Source organism: Stappia sp. P2PMeth1 (genome assembly GCF_900185735.1).
Classification (GTDB): Bacteria; Pseudomonadota; Alphaproteobacteria; order Rhizobiales; family Stappiaceae; genus Stappia.
This window is the reverse complement of sequence record NZ_FYAW01000005.1, coordinates 61,229-80,977: the sequence shown is the minus strand read 5'-3', so window position 1 is coordinate 80,977 and position 19,749 is coordinate 61,229. Positions and strand designations below refer to the sequence as shown.

The following is a 19,749-nucleotide window of genomic DNA, read 5'->3' as shown; positions in this document are numbered from 1 at the left end:
CATGGTCTCGGTCGCTCCGCTTGACCTGAGCGGTTTCGTCGTGGCGGCTGCCTTCCTCAAGGGGCAGCCGGCCTTTGCCTCCGGCGACGGTGCGGTGCTCCTGCTGACGGATGCAGGCGAGCGTCGCATTCGCCTCCATGACGGCGGCTTGCTCGTCGCCTGCCGGACGCTGGAGGGCGATGCGCTGCTCTCCGGCGGTGACGACGGCACGGTGCGCCGGCTCGGCGCCGATGGCACTGTCGAGACGCTCGCCGAGATGCCGCGCAAATGGATCGACCTGCTTGCCGCCGGGCCGCAGGGCAGCCTCGCCTTCGGCTCGGGACGCAGTGCCATGGTTCGGCAGGCCGACGGCAGCGTGAAGGACTTTTCGCAAGCCCGCGCAGTCGGCGGGCTCGCCTTCGCGCCCAAGGGACTGCGGCTCGCCATCGCCCGATATGACGGGGCGACGCTGCAATTCGTCAACACCGCCGCCGCACCTCAGCAGCTTGAGTGGAAGGGCGCGCACAAGGACGTCACATTCTCGCCGGACGGAAAGTATCTGGTGACGACCATGCAGGAGAACGCGCTGCATGGCTGGCGCCTCTCCGACGGGCAGGACATGCGGATGACCGGATATCCCGGAAAGGTCCGTTCGATGAGCTGGTCGGCCAAGGGACGGTATCTTGCGACCTCCGGCGCCAATGCTGCGATCCTGTGGCCCTTCTTCGGCAAGAGCGGGCCGATGGGCCAGCAGCCGCTGCAACTTGGGGCTCGTGGCGACCAGATGGTGACGCGGGTCGCCTGCCATCCGGATGAGGATGTGGTGGCGATCGGCTATCAGGACGGGCTGGTGCTCTTTGCCCGGTTCTCCGACGGCGAGGAGTTGCTGGCCCGGCGACCGGGGGCGGGGGCGGTGAGCGCGCTCGCCTGGGACGACGGCGGCACGCGGCTTGCCTTCGGCACGGAGGCGGGAGAAGCGGGATTGATCTCGCTTTAGGCGCAACGCAAGGGAGGGTCGGGAGATGATCGCTCGCACCATGGCGCTGGCCGCCGCGCTTCTTGGCGGCGTCACCACGTCCCAGCTTCCCGAGTTTGCCCAGCAATACCGCCAGCGTCTTGGCGGGGCCATCGATGCCCTGACCCAGGTGGTCGAGGAGTTTCGCGCCGACGCCGCGGCTCATGGCCTGACGGTGGGCGAGGCCATCGACAGGCTGGAGGGCTCCGCCGACCGGCTCGTCGCTGCCCAGGGCGAGCGGGCGCAGCGGGCACTTGACCGTCTCGATGGACTGAGGCGGCAGCAGGACGCCTTTCGCGAGGCGGGGCCGTTCGGCCGGCTCGTCGTGATGGCCCGCGATCTCGATCCGCAGATTGCCAGCCGCGCCTTCGAGGATTTCGAGCCGGCGGTGCCGGCGACGATAGAGGGCGCGGTGGCCGCCGGTGGCGGTTTCCTGTCGGTGCTGTTCGGCGCCGGCCTCATCGGCCGGGCGGCGCGGCGGTTTCGCCGCCGGCGGAATGCCTGACGCAAGCGCGCGGGCTGAAGAGGGGACAGCATGGACACGCTCAGCCGGATGCGCTGCTTCCTGAAGGTGGTGGATGCGGGCGGTTTTTCCGCTGCCGCGCGCGAACTCGGCCGCTCCAAGGCGCTGGTCTCGAAATATGTCGGCGAGCTGGAGGACGAACTTGGCGCAAGGCTGCTCAACCGCACCACCCGCCAGATCTCGATGACCGAGGTCGGCCACGCCTTCTACAAGGAGGCGAGCGATATCCTCACCCGCATCGACGACCTCAAGGCCTCTATCCAGAACACCCATCAGGAAGCCCGAGGCACCTTGCGGATCTCGGCCCCGCGCTCGATGGGCGACGATTTCCTCAATCCGGCGATCATGGCCTTTCTCGCCGCCGAGCCGCAGATTTCAGTCGACCTGCGGCTTGAAGACCGCTTCGTCGATCTTGTCGAGGAAGGGTTCGATGCGGCGATCCGGGTGGCGGAACTGACCGATTCCAGCCTGATCGCTCGCAAGCTTGCGCCGTTTCGCGGCGTGGTCTGCGCCTCGCCGGAGGCGATTGCCCGGTTCGGCCGACCGCAGCACCCGCAGGACCTGGCGAACCTGCCCTGCATCATCGACAACAATTACCGGTTCCGGAACAACTGGCAGTTCCAGGTGGAGGGGGGGCGCATCAGCGTGCCGGTGAAGGGACGGGTGGAGGTCAACAGCGCAGAGGCAGCGCGCGCCGCGGCCGTCGCCGGTCTCGGCTTTCTGCGCATTCCCTATATCTTCGTGCACCGCGAGCTAGCGGACAGGCGCCTCGAACCGCTGCTGGAGGGGTTCCATCCGGAGGGGCAGGCGATCTATGTCGTCTACCCGCATCGGCGGCACCTGTCGGGCAAGGTGCGCGCCTTCGTCGATTTCATCGGCGAGTGGTTCGCCGAGCGGCGGCGGCAGGGCGAGGTCTGCTGAACCCGCGCCTGCTCGCCGACAGCCGCTGCGCTCAGGCGGCGGCCAGCCGCTCCTCGGCCAGCGTGTCGGCCACCGTCTGCGTCGGCAGCGACAGGCGTTCGGCCCGCCCGAAGATACGCGTCAGCGTCTCGTCGATCGCCTCGACCTTCTGGCGAACCAGTGCATCGTCGCCGCCGGGCGTTGCCAGCGCGATGGAGATCACGCCGCCGGCATTGATGGCATAGTCCGGCGCATAGAGGATGCCGCGCTGGCGCAGGGCTTCGTCATGGCGTTCTTCGGCGAGCTGGTTGTTGGCGGCTCCCGCGACGATCCCGGCCCGGATCTGCGGGATCGTGTCGTCGTTGAGCCCGGCGCCAAGAGCACAGGGGGCGAAGACGTCGACCTCGGCTGCATGGGCGTGATCGGCATCAATTGCCTCGGCGCCGAAGCGGGCAACGGCGTCTTCCAGGGTCGGCGTGTGGATGTCGGCGAGCACGAGACGCGCACCGGCACGGTGCAACTGTCCGGCGAGATCCATGCCGACATGGCCGAGGCCCTGGACGCAGACCCTGCGCCCCTCCAGGCTGTCGGAGCCGAAGCGGTGGCGCAGGGCCGCGCGGATGCCGCAGAAGACGCCGAGTGCGGTGTAGGGCGAGGGGTCGCCGAGTCCGGTTGCGCGGGTGCCGCGCACATGTTGGGTGCGGGTGGCGACGATTTCCATGTCGGGGGCGCTGATGCCGACATCCTCGGCGGTGACGTAGGTTCCGCCCAATCGGTCGACCTGGGCACCGAACGCGGCGAGCAGGTCCGGCGTCTTGGCGCTGCGCGCATCGCCGATGATCACGGCCTTGCCGCCGCCGAGGTCGAGCCCGGCGAGCGCGTTCTTGTAGGTCATGCCGCGCGACAGGCGCAGCGCGTCGGTCAGCGCCTCGGCGCTGTTGGCATAGGCCCACATGCGGCAGCCGCCGAGCGCCGGGCCGAGGCGGGTGTCGTGGACGGCGATGATGGTGAACAGGCCGCTCGCGCGGTCATGGCCGAACACGACCTGCTCGTGGCCGCGAAATTCCGGATGATCGAACATGCCGTCCTCCATCGACTGAAGCTTCCGGCTGATCACGGGGGCGTTCATGACATGTCTCCTCGTGCCTCTCGGGGCACTGCGCATGGATGTCGACCGGGGCACATTGCCTCACCATGGGAGGCGGGGCCGCAGGACATCGTTCCTCTCTCCATGAGGAAAATATAGGCATCCTCTGCGGAAATTCGGTTCTTTCTGTTCGCGTCCAGACTTAAAAAAACACGTTTTCATCCTTATCACCCGTAGTGTTGGGAAATTTCGTCTCGCTTGCCTCCCAGGGGGGCGATGTCTCCGCGCGCCGCGCATGCCGGAAGATCCGATGGGGCTGGTTGGGGACGCTGCCTTGCTGTCGCCGCGAAGTTTGCCAATATCGGCGTCACGGATTCGAAGATGAGGAGTGCCTCGGCGCATGTGGAAGGCCGGAATGTTTGCCGCGGCCCTGACGGTCGGCCTTGCTGGCGCGGCCGGTGCTCACCCGCATGTCTTCGTCGAGTCGCGCGCTGAAGTGGTCTTCGATGAGGCCGGACGCCTGTCGGCAGTCCGCCATATCTGGCAGTTCGACGAAGCTTTCACCGCGTTCGCGGTGCAGGGGCTCGATGAGAACGGCGACGGCGAATTGTCCCGAGAGGAACTGCAGCCGCTTGCCGAGGTCAATGTGGAGTCGCTTGCCGAATACGACTTCTTCACGTTCCTGCACCACAACGGCACCGACATCGCTTTCGAGCCGCCGCACGAATATTGGCTCGATTTCTACGGCGGCCGGCTGACGCTGTTCTTCACCCTGCCGTTGCGCGAGCCGCGAGTGGTGGACGCTTCGACGGTTGAGCTCGACGTGTTCGACCCGGCCTATTTCGTTGCCTTCGAGATGACGCCGGAGACGCCCTTCGTGCTGGTCGGGGCCCCGCAGACCTGCACGCTCGATTTCTCGCCGCCGCCGGATCTCGATCCTCAGACGGCGACCATGCTCGCCGCAATCCCGCAGAGCGAGCGGCAGTTGCCACCAGATCTGATGCAGATCACCGAGACCCTCTCCAACTCGGCGAGGATCGGCTGCAAATGAGGCATTTCCCGTGAAACTGTCGATGATCCGCAGCGCCCTGCCGGCCTCCTCGCCCGTGCCGCTCGCCCTTGCGCCGCTCGCCCTGGCGCTGGTCTGCCTTGCGCTGGCAGCCGGGCCGGCGGTCGCCGCGCCCTCGCCCTTCGGTGTTGGCCTCGTTGAACCGTCCTACGCGCCGGGAGGCATTCTCTCGGGTGTTTTCGGCTGGATCGCCCAGCAGCAAAAGGCCTTCTATACCTCGCTGACGGCGGCGATCAAGGCGATGAAGGAGGACGGCAGCGCCGCTTGGTGGCTGATGGGGCTTTCCTTCCTCTATGGCGTCTTCCATGCCGCAGGACCGGGACACGGCAAGGCGGTGATCTCGTCCTATGTCCTTGCCAATGGCGAGACCCTGCGGCGCGGCATTCTGCTCTCCTTCGCGTCGGCTTTCGCCCAGGCGGTGACGGCGGTGGCGGTGATCGGCATTGCGTCCGTGTTGCTGCGGATGACGGCGATCGCCATCACCGAGACGACCCGCTGGTTCGAGGTGGGATCCTATGCGGTGGTCGCGCTGCTCGGTGTCTATCTCGTCTGGCGCAAGATCCTGCGGCCACTGCTGACGCCGCGGCGACCGGTGGCGCTGGGCGCGCAGGCGGTGGTCGCCTGCGCCCACGATCACGATTACGGTCACGATCATGGGCATTCGCACACCCACAATCACGGTCATGATCACGGCCACAGCCACAGCCACGGGCATCATCATGCCCATGCTCATGCTGACGGGTACGGGCACGGCCATGCGCATGCCCATCCTCACACGCATTCGCATGAGATGGGGGAGGTGTGCGGCAGTTGCGGCCATGTGCATGCGCCGCCGCCGTCGATGCTGACAGGGGAGTTCTCCCTGACGCGGGCCTGGTCGGTGATCGTGGCCATCGGTCTGCGGCCGTGCACCGGCGCCCTGGTGGTGCTGGTCTTCGCGATCTCGCAGGGTCTTGCCCTTGCGGGCGTCGCGGCGACCTTCGCCATGGCGGTGGGCACGGGCCTGACGGTGTCGCTGCTGGCGGTGATGGCGGTGGTCGCCAAGGAAGTGGCCCTGCGCAGCGTCGGAGGTCGCGCCGCCGCCCGCCTGCATGCCGGGATCGAGGGGTTCGCCGCCCTCGTCGTGCTCCTGCTCGGAACCTCGCTGTTGATTGCGGCTGTCGGCTGGGGCGGCTGACGCCCGCCTTCGTTCCGTGGAACGTTCAGGCCTTGCCGCCGGCACCGGCCGTCGCTGCGCGCCGCCGCGCCGTCACCTGCTCCCGGTGGATGACATAGAGACCGGAGCCGGTCGTGAGCAGGATGCCGAGCGAGGCCAGCGTGTTGGGCAGGTCGGCGAAGATGAGCCAGCCGATCAGCGTCGCGAAGGGGATCTCCAGATACTGCATGGGGGCCAGCGTCGCCGCCGGAGCAAGCCGCAGCGACCAGGTCATCAGCAGGTGAGCGACGGTTCCCAGAACGCCGACGGCCGCAAGCAGCCACATGTCCCGACTTTCCAGCGCAACGAAGTCCAGTCCGGGCAGGCCGGCGCTCGAAAACACCAGCCAGGCGCTTCCCAGGATGAAGGTGGCGATGAGGCCGCTGACTGCTTGCAGGCTGATCGGGTCGGTGGCCTTGGCGATGCTGCGTGTCACCATCATGAACAGGGCGAAAGCAACGGCGACGCCGAGCGGCAGCAGGGCCGGGGCGCCGACGGCGGCGTAGTTGGGCTGGATCACCAGAAGGGCACCAGCAAAGCCGACGATGCACGCCATCAGCCGATAGGGGCCGACCTGCTCGCCGAGGACGAACCGGCCAAGCAGGAGCATCAGGAACGGCATCACGAAGGCGATCGCGATGGCGTCGGCCAGCGGCAGGAACCGCAGCGAAGCAAACATCGCGGCGATGCCGAGAATGTGCAGGATGGTGCGCAGGACGGTCAGTTGCAGCAGGCGCAAAGGCATGCGCAGGCTGCCGCGCGCGAGCCAGACCACCGGGATCAGCAAGGCGGCCTGCAGCGCGAAGCGGACCAGAAGCAACTGCCCGAGCGGCACCGTCTCGCCGAGAACCTTGGCGACGGCGTCCCCGAGCGGGGCGAGAATGCAGAAACCGGTCATGAGCAGCATGCCGCTCAGAGGCCTGTCGTGGGTCATGGTCGCACAGTAAGCCGCGGCGCAGCCCAAGGGAAGCGCAGGGGTTGTATCCGGTTGTATATAATCGGCAAATTTGCCGATGCCAAGCGCGGGCAGTCCTGACCTAGCCCGACGGATTTGGCAAGCGGAGATCGCAAGAGGGCGGACGCGGGTGTGAAATGTCAGGCCGGGGGAACCGGCTCCCCGTCCCGTCCGAGCTCGATCGGCTCGCCGTGCGGCGTTGCGGCGGCGGCGCGCAGCCATGCCTCTTGCCGGGCGTCGATCCGCTCGTGCGAAGTCAGCGCCTTGCGCGTGATCATCGTCTCGAGCGCCACCAGCCAATGCTCGTAATAGCTGTCGCCGCAGTCCGGATCGCCGCGCGACTGGGCCTCGCGGATCGCTTGCGACAGGGTCTGCGCCCATTCGCTCCAGGTGAACACGCCGCGCCCGTTGAGTTCCACGGCCAGCGCGAAGGCGCGGGCTTCCCAGGGCTCGCGGAACACCGGCTCGCCGTCTTTCTGAGGCAGGTTGTCCAGCGGCGGCAGCGGCGTTTGTCCGCCCGACGTCGTTTCAGAGGGCTTCAAGATAGGGCTCCCACAGGTCGATGCGGACCTTGAGGGACGGATCTGTGCCTTCTCCCCAAAGTTCGGGTCCGTCAAAGACGACGCCGTAAAGCCAGGCGGGCTGTTCGCCCTTGCCGGCTGCATTGGTGTCGGGGAAGACGTGGATGCCATGCACGGCCTCGATCACGCCGGCGCGCCCACGGCAGTAGCGCGGGATGCGGGTATGGCCGGTGGGGTGCATGTTGCGGGCACGCACGCGGTCGCCGACGGCAAACCTCGCCGGCCGATCCCCCTCGCGCTCGCTCGGGCCGCCCCGGGCGAGAACCGGTGCCACATCGGCGGCGGCGAGCACACGCTTCACCGGGCGGCTGTGGCGCAGGCTGTGGCCGGCGGCGATCTCGTCGGGTCCGACAAGGTCGCGTTCCGCGAGCAGCCTTTCCAGCCCGGACAGCCAGATCTGATAGTAGCTCGAGGCGAGGTAACGGGCCGGGTCCATGCTCTCGCGGGCATGGCGGGACATGTCGATGTTCCATTCGCCGGTCGCGCCCATCGCCAGCGTCAGCGCGAAGGCGCGCGGTTCCCAGTCCGCATGGAAGAGGGGCTTGACCGGCTCGGGCACCACCGCGCCGAACCCCATCATGCCGCCCAGGTCCTGTGCGCCGTTCATCCTGCCTGTGCCTCCAGCTCTGCGGGCGTGAGCGCAAGCCCGGTGCCGATCATGCTGTCGCGGGTGACGAGGCGCGCCAGTTCCTCTTCGCTCCAGCCGACGGTGCCTTCGGGCCGGCGCGGCAGCACCAGGTAGCGGATTTCGGCGGTGGAGTCCCAGACGCGGATCTGCGTGTCGCCCGGCAGTTCGACACCGAAGTCCGCCAGCACGCCGCGCGGGTCGCGAACCGCCTTGGCACGGTAGGGAGCGGACTTGTACCAGACCGGCGGCAGGCCGAGCACCGGCCACGGATAGCAGGAGCACAGGGTACAGACGACCATGTTGTGTTCGCTGGCCGTGTTCTCCACCGCCACCATGTGTTCGCCCTGCCGGCCGATATAGCCCAGCGAATGGATGGCGCCCGTGGCATCGCGCATCAGCCAGGCGTGAAACTCGGGATCGCTCCACGCCTTCGCCACCACACGGGCGCCGTTATGCGGACCGACCTGCGTCTCGTAGGTCTCGATCAGCACATCGAGGGCGGCCGGGTCGACATAGCCCTTCTCGATCAGGATCGATTCCAGGGCTCGCACGCGGGCATCGATCTGCGAAAGGTGCGAGCCGTGATCATGGCCGTGCCCATGCCCGTGGTCATGCTCGCCGTGATGGTGGCCATGATGGCCGTTGCCGCCCGTCATCCTGCTGGACCTTTCCGTGTATCCTGTCCCGCCCTTCGGCGGTGTTATTCGGCCGCCTGCCGGGCGCCCTGGGTCTCCCGCAGCGCCGCGCCGAAGGCGGCGAACAGGCGCGAGGAGGCGGCGTCGCTGCCGACCCAGTATTCCGGGTGCCACTGGGTGGCGATGGCGAAGGAGGACGCCGCGTCGATCGAGACGGCCTCGATGGTGCCGTCGTCGGCGGTCGCTTCGATGGTGAGGCCGGGCGCAAGCCGGCCGATCGCTTGGCGGTGCAGCGAATTGACGTCGATGCGGGCGTCGCCAAGGATCGCCGCAAGCTTGCCCTGCGGCACGATCTCGACATGATGGGCAAGGGCGAAGCGGGCGTCCTGGGTCTCCCCTTCCGGGGCGCGGTGGTCGCGCCGCCCGGTCATCTCCTGCACCTCGCTGACCAAGGTGCCGCCGAGCGCCACGTTGAGCTCCTGCAATCCGCGGCAGATGGCGAAGACCGGCAGGCCTCGGGCGATGGCACGGCGGATCAGCGGCAGCGTCGTGGTGTCGCGGCGCCTGTCGAAGGGACCGTCCTGTTCGCGGGCCTCGGCGCCGTAGAAGACAGGGTGGACGTTGGAGCGCGAGCCGGTCAGCAGCACTCCGTCGACCCGGTCCAGCACCGCGTCGAGGTCGATCGCCGGGCCCATGGACGGCAGCAGCAGCGGCATCGCGCCGGCGCCCTGCACCAGCGCTTCCAGATAGGTGGACGGGGCGGCGTGCCAGGCATAGCCTTCGACTTCCTTGACGTCGCAACTGACAAGAACAACGGGGGCAGACATTTGGGGGCTCCTGAAAGGGCTCCTGGGGGGATCCGGTCGCGGTCGGGTTGCACAGGGACGGGAAGACGAGACCGCGGCCCGAACGGTCGCGCCCGCATCGACTGCGGGCTCGACTGGGAGATTAGCGGAAGGCGCTGGCTTGTCCACCATCCGGCGAGATCTCCCGTCCGCGGCGGGGCGCGATTGGTCCGCACCCGCGGGCGCCGCGAAAATTCGCACCCGCATGCCGGCCGGCCTTGTGTCCCAAGGGCATATGCGGTTTATATCGCTCTCAAAGTGCCTTTAGGAGAAGGGCACTTGGCAACGTCGGGCGGCATTGGCTGCCGACACCGGTTCGAGAATCGATCGTTCGTGAGATCGTTCAGCGGGCAGTCGAGATCTCGATCAAATCCCAAGGGAGGGACTGCATGGATCGCCGTTCATTCATCACGAAGGCCGGCCTCGCCGGCGTTGGCGTGGGTGCCGCCACGCTCGCCGCTCCGGCCATTGCGCAGGGCAACCAGACCTGGCGCATGGTCACCACCTGGCCGAAGAACTTTCCCGGCCTCGGCGTCGGCGCGCAGCGCCTTGCCGACCGCATCACCGCCGCGTCCGGCGGCCGGCTGACCGTGCAGGTCTACTCGGCCGGCGAACTGGTCCCGCCGCTGCAGTCGCTCGACGCGGTGATCGACGGGTCGGCCGAGATGTCGCATGGCGCCGCCTATTACTGGCAGAACAAGAGCCAGGCGCTGTCCTTCTTCACCGGCGTTCCCTATGGCATGACCTCGCGCGAACTCGCCGCCTGGGTGCGCTATATGGGCGGCCAGGAAATCTGGGACGAGATCTACGACCAGTTCGGCGTGCAGGGCTTCCTCTCCGGCGACACCGGCACCCAGGCGGGCGGCTGGTTCCGCAACGAACTGACGAGCCTTGAGTCCGTCAAGGGCCTGCGCTTCCGGACCCCGGGTCTCGGCGGCCGCGTGTGGGAGAAGCTCGGCGCCACCGTCACCAACATGGCGGCGGGCGAGATCTTCCAGGCGCTGCAGTCGGGCACGCTGGACGCGGCCGAGTTCGTCGGCCCCTACAACGACCTGGCGCTCGGTTTCTACCAGATCTGCAAGAACTACTACTTCCCGAGCTTCATCGAGCCGGGTCTTGCAACGGAACTGGTCGTCTCCAAGGCGAAGTACCAGGCCCTGCCGAGCGACCTGCAGGCCATCGTCCGCGACGTCTGCCAGGCCGAATACGACCAGGTCGCCTCGGACTTCTATGCCAACGATCCGCGCGCGCTGAAGACGCTGGTCGAGCAGCATGGGGTGCAGGTGCGCGAGTTCCCGGCCGACATCATGGAAGCCGGCGCCAACGCGGCGATCGAGATCCTCGAAGGCCTGCGCAACTCCGACGACGCTCTCGTCAAGAAGACGACCGAGAGCTTCATCGAGTCGCTCAACATCATGCGCACCCGCACCGAAGGCACCGACGGCGCCTTCATCCAGGCGCGCAAGACCTACTTCAAGATCTGACGGTCATCGACCGGCTCCGGTCGGTCCCCGAAAATGCAAACCCCGGCCTTTCGGCCGGGGTTTTTTGTTGCAAGGTTCCGGGTCCCGCCTCACTCGGCATGGGGGCGCGACGCCGGTATCGCCCCCGGCGCGGCGGCAGGATCACCGATAGATCGCCCGCGGCAGCCAGGTGGCGATCTCCGGGAAGGCGAACAGGATGGCGATGGCCAGAACCTGCAGGCCGACGAAGGGCAGCACGCCCCTGTAGATCATTGTCGTCGACACGGAGTGTGGGGCGACACCGCGCAGGTAGAACAGCGCGAAGCCGAAGGGCGGCGTCAGGAACGAGGTCTGCAGGTTGACGCCGACAATGATGCCGAGCCAGACCGGGTCGACATCGAGGGCAAGCAGGATCGGCGCGGTGATCGGGATCACGATGAAGATGATCTCGAACGTATCGAGGATGAAGCCCAGCAGGAACATGATGAACATCACCACCGCCACGGCCATCAGCGTGCCGCCGGGCAGGTTCGCCAGGAATTCGTGTACCAGATTGTCGCCGCCCATCAGGCGGAAGACGATCGAGAACACTGCCGCGCCGAACAGGATGATGAACACCATGCAGGTGATCGTCGCCGTGGCGATGGCGGTCTCCCGCAGGATCGAGAAGGACAGGCGCCAGCGCAGGGCGGCGAGCACCAGCGCGCCGACCGCGCCCACGGAGGCCGCTTCGGTCGGTGTGGCGATGCCGCCGAGGATCGAACCGAGCACGGCCATGATCAGCAGCAGCGGCGGCAGCAGCGCGGTCAGCACCTCGCGGAAGAGATGCGCCTTCTCTTCCGGCGGGACGGGCGTTGCCGGGCAGGATTCCGGATCGGTGATCGCCTTGAACACGGTCCAGGCGAGATAGAGGCCGACCAGCATCAGGCCGGGCAGGAGAGCGCCGGCGAAGAGATCGCCGACCGAGACCGGTGCCGGTGCGAAATTGCCCTTCGACATCTGGACCTGGGCGTTGATGCCCGACAGCATGTCGCCCATGAAGATCAGCACCGTCGACGGCGGGATGATCTGGCCGAGCGTGCCGGAAGCGCAGATGACGCCGCTGGCAAGCCGCGGGTCGTATTTCGCGCGCAGCATCGCCGGCAGCGAGATCAGGCCCATGGTGACAACGGTGGCGCCGACGACGCCGGTCGAGGCGGCCAGCAGCGCGCCGACGACGATGACCGACATGCCGAGGCCGCCGCGCAGGTTGCCGAACAGCTTGCCCATGGTCAGCAGCAGTTGCTCGGCGATCTTCGAGCGCTCCAGCATCACGCCCATGAAGATGAACAGCGGCACGGCGACCAGCACCTCGTTGGTCATGTAGCCGATATAGCGGTTGGCGAGGCTGCCGAGATTGGACGGGTCGAAGACGCCGAGCCACATGCCGACAAGACCGAACATCAGCGACACGCCGGCAAGCGTGAAGGCGACCGGAAAGCCGAGCAGCAGGAAGCCGATGATGCCGAAGAACATGAGCCCGGACAGGAGCTCGCCGATAAGAACCGGAGTCATCAGGCTTCAGCCTCCCCCTTGGACGCGGCAACGGACTCGTAGCGCAGATGCGGCGGCAGCAGGTCTTCTCGGCCCGCCAGCACCAGCACGGCACGGGCCGCCATTGCCAGGCCCTGCAGGGCAAGCAGCGCGGCAAAGCCGATGATGAAGGATTTCAGGATGAACAGTCCCGGCATGCCGCCGAAATTGGCCGAGGCCTCGCTGAGGCGCCAGGAACGCGCGACGAAGGTCCAGCTATAGTTGGTTACCACATAGGTGAAAGGCAGCAGGAACAGGAACACGCCGAGCAGATCGACCATCGCCTTGCGGCGCACGGTGGCCGGCCGGTAGAAGATGTCGACGCGAACGTGGTCGTTGCGCAGCAGGGCGAAGCCGGCGACGGCGGTGAACATGGCGCCGTTCAGCCAGACATAGAGATCCTGCATCCAGACAAAGCTGGTGGAGAAGACGTAGCGTTGCACCACCACTGTGAAGCAGACGACGACGATGGCCAGCGACAGCCAGGAAAACACGTTTCCGACCAGCGCGTTGAGCCCGCTGATGACGCGGACGATGAGGGCGAGCGCGCGCACCGGCTCACTCACCGTCGCGCGTTTGGCGGCGCGCGTTCTCGAGTTTCATCACGGACCCTCTCCGGTGGTTTCCCCTGCGGGATGCTGGCGTGTTCGCCATTCCAGCCCGCTTCCCCATATGACGATGGGCGTTTGCTTAGCAGTTTTGCAGCCGATGCAAAAGCAATGCTGCACCTGTCGCGGGCAAAATCGTCGGAGGGGAGGGAGACGGCGAGACCGCGCTCCCCGGACGTCGCGGCATGTGCGGTCTTGCCCGGCTTCCGGCCCGCCTGCAGGGCGGGCCAATCGCAAGATCACCTTGCGGAAGCGGCGGAATTCAATTGACGGCGCCGGGGGTTGGGAAAGAACCTTGGCGGAGCGGGCGCGCGTGAGGGCATCCGCAGGGAGGGAGTTTACATGGCACGCAACACGGTCTCGCTCGATGACAAGTATGACCTTGCGAAAGAGCGCATCTTCATCTCCGGCACCCAGGCCCTGATCCGCCTGGTGCTGATGCAGAAGGAGCGGGACCGCCGCGCCGGGCTCAACACCGCCGGCTATGTCACCGGCTATCGCGGCTCGCCGCTCGGGGCGCTCGACCAGCAATTCCAGAAGGCCGCGCGCTTGCTCGCGCCGCAGGACGTGGTGTTCTCGCCGGGGATCAACGAGGACCTTGCCGCCACCGCGCTGTGGGGCACCCAGCAGGCGGAAATGCGCGGCGAGGGCCGTTATGACGGCGTCTTCGGCATCTGGTACGGCAAGGGGCCGGGCGTCGACCGGTCGGGCGATGCCTTCCGCCACGCCAATCTCGCCGGCACCTCGCGTCATGGCGGCGTGCTGGCGCTGATGGGCGACGACCACACCTGCGAGAGCTCGACCACGGCACATCAGTCGGAATTCGCACTGGTCGATGCGATGATGCCGATCCTCAATCCGGCCGGGGCGCAGGAGATCCTGGATTTCGGCCTCTATGGCTGGGCGCTGTCGCGCTATGCCGGCATCTGGGCCGGCCTCAAGCTGGTCAAGGACAATGTCGAATCGACCGCGACCATCGACGGGCGGCTCGACCGGGTCCTGCCGGTCCTTCCTGATTTCCCCTTCCCGCCGGACGGCGTGCATATCCGTCCGTCCGATCATCCGTTGGTGCAGGAGGCGCGCCTGCACGAGGTCAAGCTGCCGGCGGCGAAAGCCTTCATCGCCGCCAATCCGCTGGACAAGGTGGTGCTGTCGGGCGGCCGTCAGCCGGTGGTCGGCATCGTCTCCACCGGCAAGAGCTACCTCGACGTAGTCGAGGCGCTCGACTTGCTCGGCATCGACGAGGTGGCGGCGGCCGATCTCGGCGTCGCCTTCCTGAAGATCGGTTGCCCCTGGCCCTTGTCGCCGGGTCGGCTACGCGATTTTGCAAAGGGTCTCGAGCTGTTGATCGTGGTGGAGGAAAAGCGCGGGCTGATCGAACCGCAGGTCAAGGAGATCCTCTACGGCATGACCGACGCCCCGACGGTGATCGGCAAGGCCGACGAGGACGGTGCCGTGCTGTTCCGCGCGCCCGGCGCGCTGGAGCCGATCCAGATCGCCCGCGAGATCGGTCGCCGGGTGGCTCGGCGGCGCGCCTCCGACGCGCTCTCGGCGCGTCTTGCGGATGTCGAGGAACGCGCCCTGAGGCTGGCGGCGACGCGGGACGTGGCCGTGCGCAGCCCGTATTTCTGCGCCGGCTGCCCGCACAATTCCTCGACACGGGTTCCCGAAGGCAGCCGCGCCTATGCCGGCATCGGCTGCCATTACATGGTCCAGTGGATGGACCGGAACACGGAAGGCTACACCCAGATGGGCGGCGAGGGCGCCAACTGGGTCGGCGAGGCGCATTTCTCGCGCACCGGCCATGTCTTCCAGAATCTCGGCGACGGCACCTACAACCATTCCGGTGCCCTGGCGATCCGCGCGGCCAAGGCGGCCGGCGTCAACATCACCTACAAGATCCTCTACAACGACGCGGTGGCGATGACCGGCGGCCAGGCTCATGACGGCGGTCTGCGCGTCGACGAGATCGCCCGGCAGGTTGCGGCGGAAGGGGCGCGGCGTGTCGTCATCGTGACGGACGAGCCGGGCAAGTATCCGCCGGCGACTGCCTGGCCGTCCGGCACAGCCATCCATCACCGCGACGAGTTGATCGAGGTGGAGCGCGAACTGGCCCGCGAGCCCGGCCTCACCGTCCTCATCTACGACCAGACCTGTGCGGCCGAAAAGCGGCGCCGGCGCAAGCGCGGCCTCTTTCCCGATCCCGACGAGCGGGTGGTGGTCAACGAACTGGTCTGCGAGGGCTGCGGCGATTGCGGCGTCCAGTCCAACTGCGTCGCCATCCAGCCGGTGGAGACCGAGTGGGGCCGCAAGCGGATGATCGACCAGTCATCCTGCAACAAGGACTTCTCCTGCGTGAAGGGGTTCTGCCCCTCCTTCGTCAGCGTGCGCGGCGGCGTGCTGAAGGGCCGCGCGGTGATGCCGCCGCCGCCGCCGCAGGTGGCCGAGCCGCAGATCGCGCCGCTTACCGGCACCCATTCGGTGATGATCACTGGCGTTGGGGGCACCGGCGTCGTCACCATCGGCGCGGTGATCGGCATGGCCGCGCATCTCGACGGGCTTGGCTGCGGCATCATCGACATGGCTGGCCTCGCCCAAAAGGGCGGCGCGGTGATCAGCCATCTCAAGCTGGCGCCGCGGCCCGAGGAGATCTCGGCGATCCGCGTCGGGCCTGGCACGGCGGATCTCGTGCTCGGCTGCGACATCGTCGTCGCCGGATCGGCGAAGATCCTCTCGGCGATGACGCCGGGCCGCAGCTTCGCGGTGGTCAACACCCACGAGACGCTGCCGGGCGACTTTGCCCGCAACCCCGATTTCAGCCTTCCCGGCCGGCGGCTGGTCGCGGCGCTCAGCGAGGCGGCGGGGCGTGACCGCGCCCGTTTCATCGATGCGACCGCGCTCGCCACCGAACTCTTCGGCGATGCCATCGCCGCCAACATGTTCCTGCTCGGCTTCGGCTGGCAGCTCGGCGCCCTGCCGCTGACCCGCGAGGCGCTTGAGGAGGCGATCCGGCTCAACAAGGTGTCGGTGGAGATGAACCTTGCCGCCTTCGCCTGGGGCCGGGTCGCGGCGGTGGATCCGGACGCGGTGGTGCGGGCGGCGAAGACCCGTCCCGACCGGCTCGAGCACCGACGCCTGTCGGACAGCGTCGAGGAGATGATCGAGCGGCGCGCCGCCTTCCTCGCCGACTATCAGGATGCGGCCTATGCGGCGCGATACCGTGACCGCGTCGCACGGCTGTCGCAGGCTGCGAGCCGCCTCGGCGCGCCCGGCGAGGAAATCCGCGAGACGGCGGTGCGCGAGCTCTTCCGGCTGATGGCGATCAAGGACGAGTACGAGGTTGCCCGCCTGTTTATCGGGGAGAGTTTCGCGCGGCAACTGTCGGAGACCTTCGAGAGTTTCCAGAAGCTGGAGTTCCATCTGGCGCCGCCGCTGCTGTCGCGCACCGACAAGCGCACGGGCCGTCCGGCCAAGCGCCGCTTCGGACCCTGGATGATGCCGGCCTTCCGCCTGCTTGCCCGGATGAAGGGCCTGCGCGGTGGTGCGTTCGATGTGTTCGGCCGCACGCAGGAGCGGCGGCGTGAGCGCCGCTTGCGCGACGACTATGAGCGGATCGTCGACGAGGTGGCGGGTTCGCTGGAGGCCGGCAATGCGACGGCGGCGCTGGCGCTGCTCGCCTTCCCGCGCTCGATCCGCGGCTTCGGCCCGGTGCGGGAAGCCTCGATGCGCGAGGCCGAGGCGCGACTGCCCGAGTTGCTTGCGGCGTTTCGCGAGGGACGCGGCGCCCGGCTCGCGGCGGAGTAGGGGACGGGCGCTCAGCCCGTGACCCACTCCACCTGCGCGGTCAGCATGTAGCCGGAGCCGTAGACGGTGCGGATCAGGGTCGGTGTGTCGGGGCGGGTCAGCTTCTTGCGGATGCGCGAGATGCGCACGTCGATCGCCCGGTCGAGCGTGTCGTCGCGCCCGCCATGTTCCAGCAGGTAGTCCCGGCTGAGCACGCGGCGGGGGGCCTTCAGCAGCGCCGTCAGGATCGCGGCTTCACCGGTCGACAGGAACGTCTCCTCGCCGTCCGGATCGACGAGGCGATGGCTTTGCGGCTCGAACCGCCAATTCTCGAAACGAGCGAATTCCCGCGGCGCTCGCTCGCCGCTCTCGCTGCTGCCCGTTGCCGCCGCCGGTGCGGCCCGGCGCAGCAAGGAGCGCACCCGGGCGACGATCTCGCGCGGATCGAACGGCTTCACCACATAGTCGTCGGCGCCGAATTCCAGTCCCATGATCCGGTCGGAGGCATGGGCGCGGGCGGAGAGCACGAGGATCGGCACGGGCCCGCGCGCGCGGATCCGGTTGATCATCTCCATTCCGTCCATGTCCGGCAGGCCGAGGTCGAGGATGATCGCCGCCGGCATGCACTGGCCGATGCCGATCAGGGCCGCGTCGGCGGTCGCGAAGACCTCCGTGCGGAACCGGTAGGCGGAGAGCGTTTGCGCCAGCAGGGCTCGGATCTCCGCCTCGTCCTCGATGATGAAGACGAGCGGGTCCGCACCGATGGCCGCGTCTCTGCCCTGGATCGGGTCGGGATGGTTCATGAAGCAAGCATCTCGTTGATGGTCCGGGCAAGCAGGCGGCTGGAAAACGGTTTCGGCAGCACCGGGCAGTCAGGAGCCTGGACATCCTGCGTCGGACCCTGACGGTAACCGGTCATCAGCGCGACCGGAAGACCTGGCCGCTGTTTTCTCAGCTCGGCGACCAGCGCGATCCCGTTGGTCTGGCCCGGCATGACGATGTCGCTGAGCACCGCGCGGATGTCCTCCACGTCGCGGACGAGGTCGAGCGCGTCGTCCGTGCTGCCCGTCACCAGCACCGAGTAGCCGAGCGCGCAGAGCTGGTCGCGGACGACGTCGGCAACATCGGCGTCATCCTCCACCAGGAGTACCAGTTCGCCATTGCCATTGGCGGCCGGTTCGCCCTCCGTGCTGTCGTGGGGGCCGGGTTGGGCGTCGATCATCGGGAAGGCGAGGCGGATGGTGGTGCCGACGCCGGGGGTGCTGTCGATCAGGATGCCGCCGCCGCTGCGCCGCACGCAGCCATAGACCGTGGGCAGGCCGAGGCCGCTTCCCGTGCCGAAGGGCTTGGTGGAGAAGAACGGGTCGAAGGCTTGGCGGCGCACTTCCTCGCTCATGCCTTCGCCATCGTCGCGCACTTCCAGCAGCGCGTGCAGTCCCGGCAAGACGCCGAAGCGGTCGGCCTCGGCCCCGGTGAGATCGGAGCAGGTCAGCGAGATGGCGATGGTGCCGCCAGCGGGCATGGCGTCGCGGGCATTGAGCACCAGGTTGACCAGCGCGTTCTCGAACTCCGCCGGATCGACACGGACGACTGCGTCGCAGGCGGCGAGATCGAGGACGAGGTCGACCGACTTCGGCAGCGAGCCGGCGAGCAGGCCCTCGATATTCGCCGTCAGCGGGGCGAGCCGCAGGGGCCGCACGTCCAGGGCATCACCCCTGGCGAAGGCGAGCAGGCGCCGTGTCAGGTCGGCGCCGCGCTGGGCCGCCTGATGGATCGGGTCGAGATGCATGGCAAGATCGGGCATGGCCGGAATGTCGACCTTGCGCCTCAGCGCCAGCACATTGCCGATGATGATCGTCAGCAGGTTGTTGAAGTCATGGGCGAGCCCGCCGGTGAGCTGACCGACCGCCTCCATGCGCTGGGCCTGGGCGAGCGCGGCCTCGCTGCGCTTCTGCTCGGTCGCATCCAGCGACAGCACGAAGCAGCCGAGCACCCGCCCGTCCAGCGTGCGGTCGGGGATCAGCGTCGAGCGCATGTGGGCGACCATGCCGTTCTGCCGGGTGCGGGAATATTCGTAGGAGACCGCCTGTCCCTGGAACGCCTTCTCGATATGTGGCTCCAGCCGGCCGTAAAGGTCGGGGCCGAGCACGTCGCCGACATGGCGGCCGGCGATGGATTCCACTGTCTGGTCGAACCACTTGGCATAGCGGCGGTTGGCGAAGCGGTAGATCGGGCCGGGGCTGATATAGGCGACGAGCGCGGGAATGTTCTCCGTGACGAGGCGCAGCCAGTCCTCGCTCTGGCGCAGTTGATGGGTTCGCTCGGCGACGGTGCGCTCCAGCGAGGCCTGGTGCTGCCGCTCGCGGGTGATGTCGGTATAGGTGGTGACGAAGCCGCCTTCCGGGAGCGGCGCGCCGGTGACCATCACCACCTGCCCGTCGGGGCGCACCCGCTCGAAGGAATGCGGCTCGAACAGCCTGGCCCGCTCGACCCGGCGGGCGACGATCTCGGCGACGTCGCCGGGACCGTATTCACCGCGCGCCGCGTTCACCTCCAGAAAGGCGGACAGATGCGTGCCGCGGCGGGCGAGGTGCCAGGGAAACTCCAGCATGGAGAACAACTGCCGGTTCCACGCGACCAGCCGCAGGTCCGCGTCGAAGACGGAGAACCCCTGGTTGATGTGGTCGAGCGCCGCCTGCAGCAGGTCGAGCCGCTCGCGATAGAGGTCGCGGCGTGTCATGGGGCGAGTTTATCCCGCCTTTTGCACCTGTCGATATCGTCTCTCGTCGACAGTGCGCTCCGTCTCGATGAAACAATTCGTTGCAATTGGCACATACTGGCGCAACGCTGCGGCCCTAGCGTGGTCTTCAAGCGAAATTCCGCGTCAACCCGCAGCAGATCTCCAACAAGA

17 protein-coding genes are annotated in these 19,749 nt (G+C 67.6%); 7 read left to right on the top strand and 10 right to left on the bottom strand.

Annotated elements, in window-relative coordinates:
- The first annotated feature begins 1 nt into the window (after nt 1).
- The 3 genes from P2PM1_RS01300 to P2PM1_RS01290 are packed head-to-tail and all read left to right on the top strand — an operon-like array spanning nt 2 to nt 2,438.
- A complete protein-coding gene (locus tag P2PM1_RS01300) occupies nt 2-976 on the top strand; it encodes a WD40 repeat domain-containing protein (RefSeq protein WP_186390299.1) in 975 nt (324 codons plus the stop codon).
- 25 nt (nt 977-1,001) lie between these two features.
- Nucleotides 1,002-1,499 (top strand): DUF2937 family protein, encoded by a 498-nt coding sequence (locus P2PM1_RS01295; RefSeq protein ID WP_208984416.1) that lies wholly within the window; start codon nt 1,002-1,004, stop codon nt 1,497-1,499.
- Nucleotides 1,500-1,529: 30 nt separating this feature from the next.
- A complete protein-coding gene (locus tag P2PM1_RS01290) occupies nt 1,530-2,438 on the top strand; it encodes a LysR family transcriptional regulator (protein ID WP_186390300.1) in 909 nt (302 codons plus the stop codon).
- Between the two features lie 31 nt (nt 2,439-2,469).
- Here P2PM1_RS01290 and P2PM1_RS01285 read toward each other — a convergent pair whose 3' ends face one another.
- A complete protein-coding gene (locus P2PM1_RS01285; RefSeq protein WP_244301381.1) occupies nt 2,470-3,546 on the bottom strand; it encodes a Glu/Leu/Phe/Val dehydrogenase dimerization domain-containing protein in 1,077 nt (358 codons plus the stop codon).
- 373 nt (nt 3,547-3,919) lie between these two features.
- Here P2PM1_RS01285 and P2PM1_RS01280 point away from each other — a divergent pair, with 373 nt between their 5' ends.
- Nucleotides 3,920-4,555, top strand: coding sequence for a DUF1007 family protein (locus P2PM1_RS01280; protein WP_186397889.1), 636 nt, complete (start codon nt 3,920-3,922; stop codon nt 4,553-4,555).
- Nucleotides 4,556-4,565: 10 nt separating this feature from the next.
- Entirely contained in the window at nt 4,566-5,750 is a 1,185-nt protein-coding gene (locus tag P2PM1_RS01275; RefSeq protein ID WP_244301380.1) for a nickel/cobalt transporter, read from the top strand.
- Between the two features lie 25 nt (nt 5,751-5,775).
- Here P2PM1_RS01275 and P2PM1_RS01270 read toward each other — a convergent pair whose 3' ends face one another.
- The 5 genes from P2PM1_RS01270 to P2PM1_RS01250 form a co-directional block, all read right to left on the bottom strand.
- The gene (locus P2PM1_RS01270; protein WP_186390302.1) at nt 5,776-6,702 is read right to left on the bottom strand and encodes a DMT family transporter; all 927 of its coding nucleotides are present in this window, start codon (nt 6,700-6,702) and stop codon (nt 5,776-5,778) included.
- Nucleotides 6,703-6,863: 161 nt separating this feature from the next.
- Complete coding sequence (locus P2PM1_RS01265) at nt 6,864-7,265, bottom strand: nitrile hydratase accessory protein (RefSeq protein ID WP_244301379.1); 402 nt, start codon at nt 7,263-7,265, stop codon at nt 6,864-6,866.
- The gene (gene nthB / locus P2PM1_RS01260) at nt 7,252-7,911 is read right to left on the bottom strand and encodes a nitrile hydratase subunit beta (RefSeq protein ID WP_186394647.1); all 660 of its coding nucleotides are present in this window, start codon (nt 7,909-7,911) and stop codon (nt 7,252-7,254) included. The genes P2PM1_RS01265 and nthB overlap by 14 nt, the downstream gene beginning before the upstream one ends.
- On the bottom strand, nt 7,908-8,588 hold the full coding sequence (gene nthA / locus P2PM1_RS01255) for a nitrile hydratase subunit alpha (RefSeq protein WP_186390304.1): 681 nt from the start codon (nt 8,586-8,588) through the stop codon (nt 7,908-7,910). The genes nthB and nthA overlap by 4 nt, the downstream gene beginning before the upstream one ends.
- Before the next feature lie 44 nt (nt 8,589-8,632).
- Nucleotides 8,633-9,394, bottom strand: a complete 762-nt coding sequence (locus P2PM1_RS01250; protein ID WP_186390305.1) for a gamma-glutamyl-gamma-aminobutyrate hydrolase family protein — start codon at nt 9,392-9,394, stop codon at nt 8,633-8,635.
- Nucleotides 9,395-9,801: 407 nt separating this feature from the next.
- On the opposite strand from P2PM1_RS01250, the gene P2PM1_RS01245 reads away from it, so the two are divergent.
- Nucleotides 9,802-10,896, top strand: a complete 1,095-nt coding sequence (locus P2PM1_RS01245) for a TRAP transporter substrate-binding protein (RefSeq protein WP_186390306.1) — start codon at nt 9,802-9,804, stop codon at nt 10,894-10,896.
- A 141-nt stretch (nt 10,897-11,037) separates the two neighbouring features.
- Here the strand turns inward: P2PM1_RS01245 and P2PM1_RS01240 are convergent, their stop codons facing one another.
- On the bottom strand, nt 11,038-12,429 hold the full coding sequence (locus P2PM1_RS01240) for a TRAP transporter large permease subunit (RefSeq protein WP_186390307.1): 1,392 nt from the start codon (nt 12,427-12,429) through the stop codon (nt 11,038-11,040).
- The gene (locus tag P2PM1_RS01235; RefSeq protein WP_244293228.1) at nt 12,429-13,013 is read right to left on the bottom strand and encodes a TRAP transporter small permease subunit; all 585 of its coding nucleotides are present in this window, start codon (nt 13,011-13,013) and stop codon (nt 12,429-12,431) included. The genes P2PM1_RS01240 and P2PM1_RS01235 overlap by 1 nt, the downstream gene beginning before the upstream one ends.
- 384 nt (nt 13,014-13,397) lie before the next feature.
- On the opposite strand from P2PM1_RS01235, the gene P2PM1_RS01230 reads away from it, so the two are divergent.
- On the top strand, nt 13,398-16,859 hold the full coding sequence (locus P2PM1_RS01230) for an indolepyruvate ferredoxin oxidoreductase family protein (RefSeq protein ID WP_186397888.1): 3,462 nt from the start codon (nt 13,398-13,400) through the stop codon (nt 16,857-16,859).
- Nucleotides 16,860-16,870: 11 nt separating this feature from the next.
- On the opposite strand, the gene P2PM1_RS01225 is transcribed toward P2PM1_RS01230, so the two are convergent.
- Complete coding sequence (locus P2PM1_RS01225; RefSeq protein WP_186394652.1) at nt 16,871-17,641, bottom strand: response regulator transcription factor; 771 nt, start codon at nt 17,639-17,641, stop codon at nt 16,871-16,873.
- Nucleotides 17,638-19,578 carry a PAS-domain containing protein gene (locus tag P2PM1_RS01220; RefSeq protein WP_186390310.1) on the bottom strand — a complete coding sequence of 647 codons (1,941 nt, stop codon included), beginning with the start codon at nt 19,576-19,578 and terminating at the stop codon, nt 17,638-17,640. The genes P2PM1_RS01225 and P2PM1_RS01220 overlap by 4 nt, the downstream gene beginning before the upstream one ends.
- Nucleotides 19,579-19,749: the final 171 nt, after the last annotated feature.

What these genes read in the sequence shown, in the direction of transcription:
- P2PM1_RS01225 (WP_186394652.1), bottom strand. Translation starts at nt 17,641, where the DNA reads ATGAACCATCCCGACCCGATCCAGGGCAGAGACGCGGCCATCGGTGCG.
- P2PM1_RS01220 (WP_186390310.1), bottom strand. Translation starts at nt 19,578, where the DNA reads ATGACACGCCGCGACCTCTATCGCGAGCGGCTCGACCTGCTGCAGGCG.
- P2PM1_RS01230 (WP_186397888.1), top strand. Translation starts at nt 13,398, where the DNA reads ATGGCACGCAACACGGTCTCGCTCGATGACAAGTATGACCTTGCGAAA.
- P2PM1_RS01290 (WP_186390300.1), top strand. Translation starts at nt 1,530, where the DNA reads ATGGACACGCTCAGCCGGATGCGCTGCTTCCTGAAGGTGGTGGATGCG.
- P2PM1_RS01270 (WP_186390302.1), bottom strand. Translation starts at nt 6,702, where the DNA reads ATGACCCACGACAGGCCTCTGAGCGGCATGCTGCTCATGACCGGTTTC.
- P2PM1_RS01250 (WP_186390305.1), bottom strand. Translation starts at nt 9,394, where the DNA reads ATGTCTGCCCCCGTTGTTCTTGTCAGTTGCGACGTCAAGGAAGTCGAA.
- P2PM1_RS01300 (WP_186390299.1), top strand. Translation starts at nt 2, where the DNA reads ATGGTCTCGGTCGCTCCGCTTGACCTGAGCGGTTTCGTCGTGGCGGCT.
- P2PM1_RS01295 (WP_208984416.1), top strand. Translation starts at nt 1,002, where the DNA reads ATGATCGCTCGCACCATGGCGCTGGCCGCCGCGCTTCTTGGCGGCGTC.
- P2PM1_RS01240 (WP_186390307.1), bottom strand. Translation starts at nt 12,429, where the DNA reads ATGACTCCGGTTCTTATCGGCGAGCTCCTGTCCGGGCTCATGTTCTTC.
- nthA (WP_186390304.1), bottom strand. Translation starts at nt 8,588, where the DNA reads ATGACGGGCGGCAACGGCCATCATGGCCACCATCACGGCGAGCATGAC.
- P2PM1_RS01245 (WP_186390306.1), top strand. Translation starts at nt 9,802, where the DNA reads ATGGATCGCCGTTCATTCATCACGAAGGCCGGCCTCGCCGGCGTTGGC.
- P2PM1_RS01285 (WP_244301381.1), bottom strand. Translation starts at nt 3,546, where the DNA reads ATGAACGCCCCCGTGATCAGCCGGAAGCTTCAGTCGATGGAGGACGGC.
- P2PM1_RS01280 (WP_186397889.1), top strand. Translation starts at nt 3,920, where the DNA reads ATGTTTGCCGCGGCCCTGACGGTCGGCCTTGCTGGCGCGGCCGGTGCT.
- nthB (WP_186394647.1), bottom strand. Translation starts at nt 7,911, where the DNA reads ATGAACGGCGCACAGGACCTGGGCGGCATGATGGGGTTCGGCGCGGTG.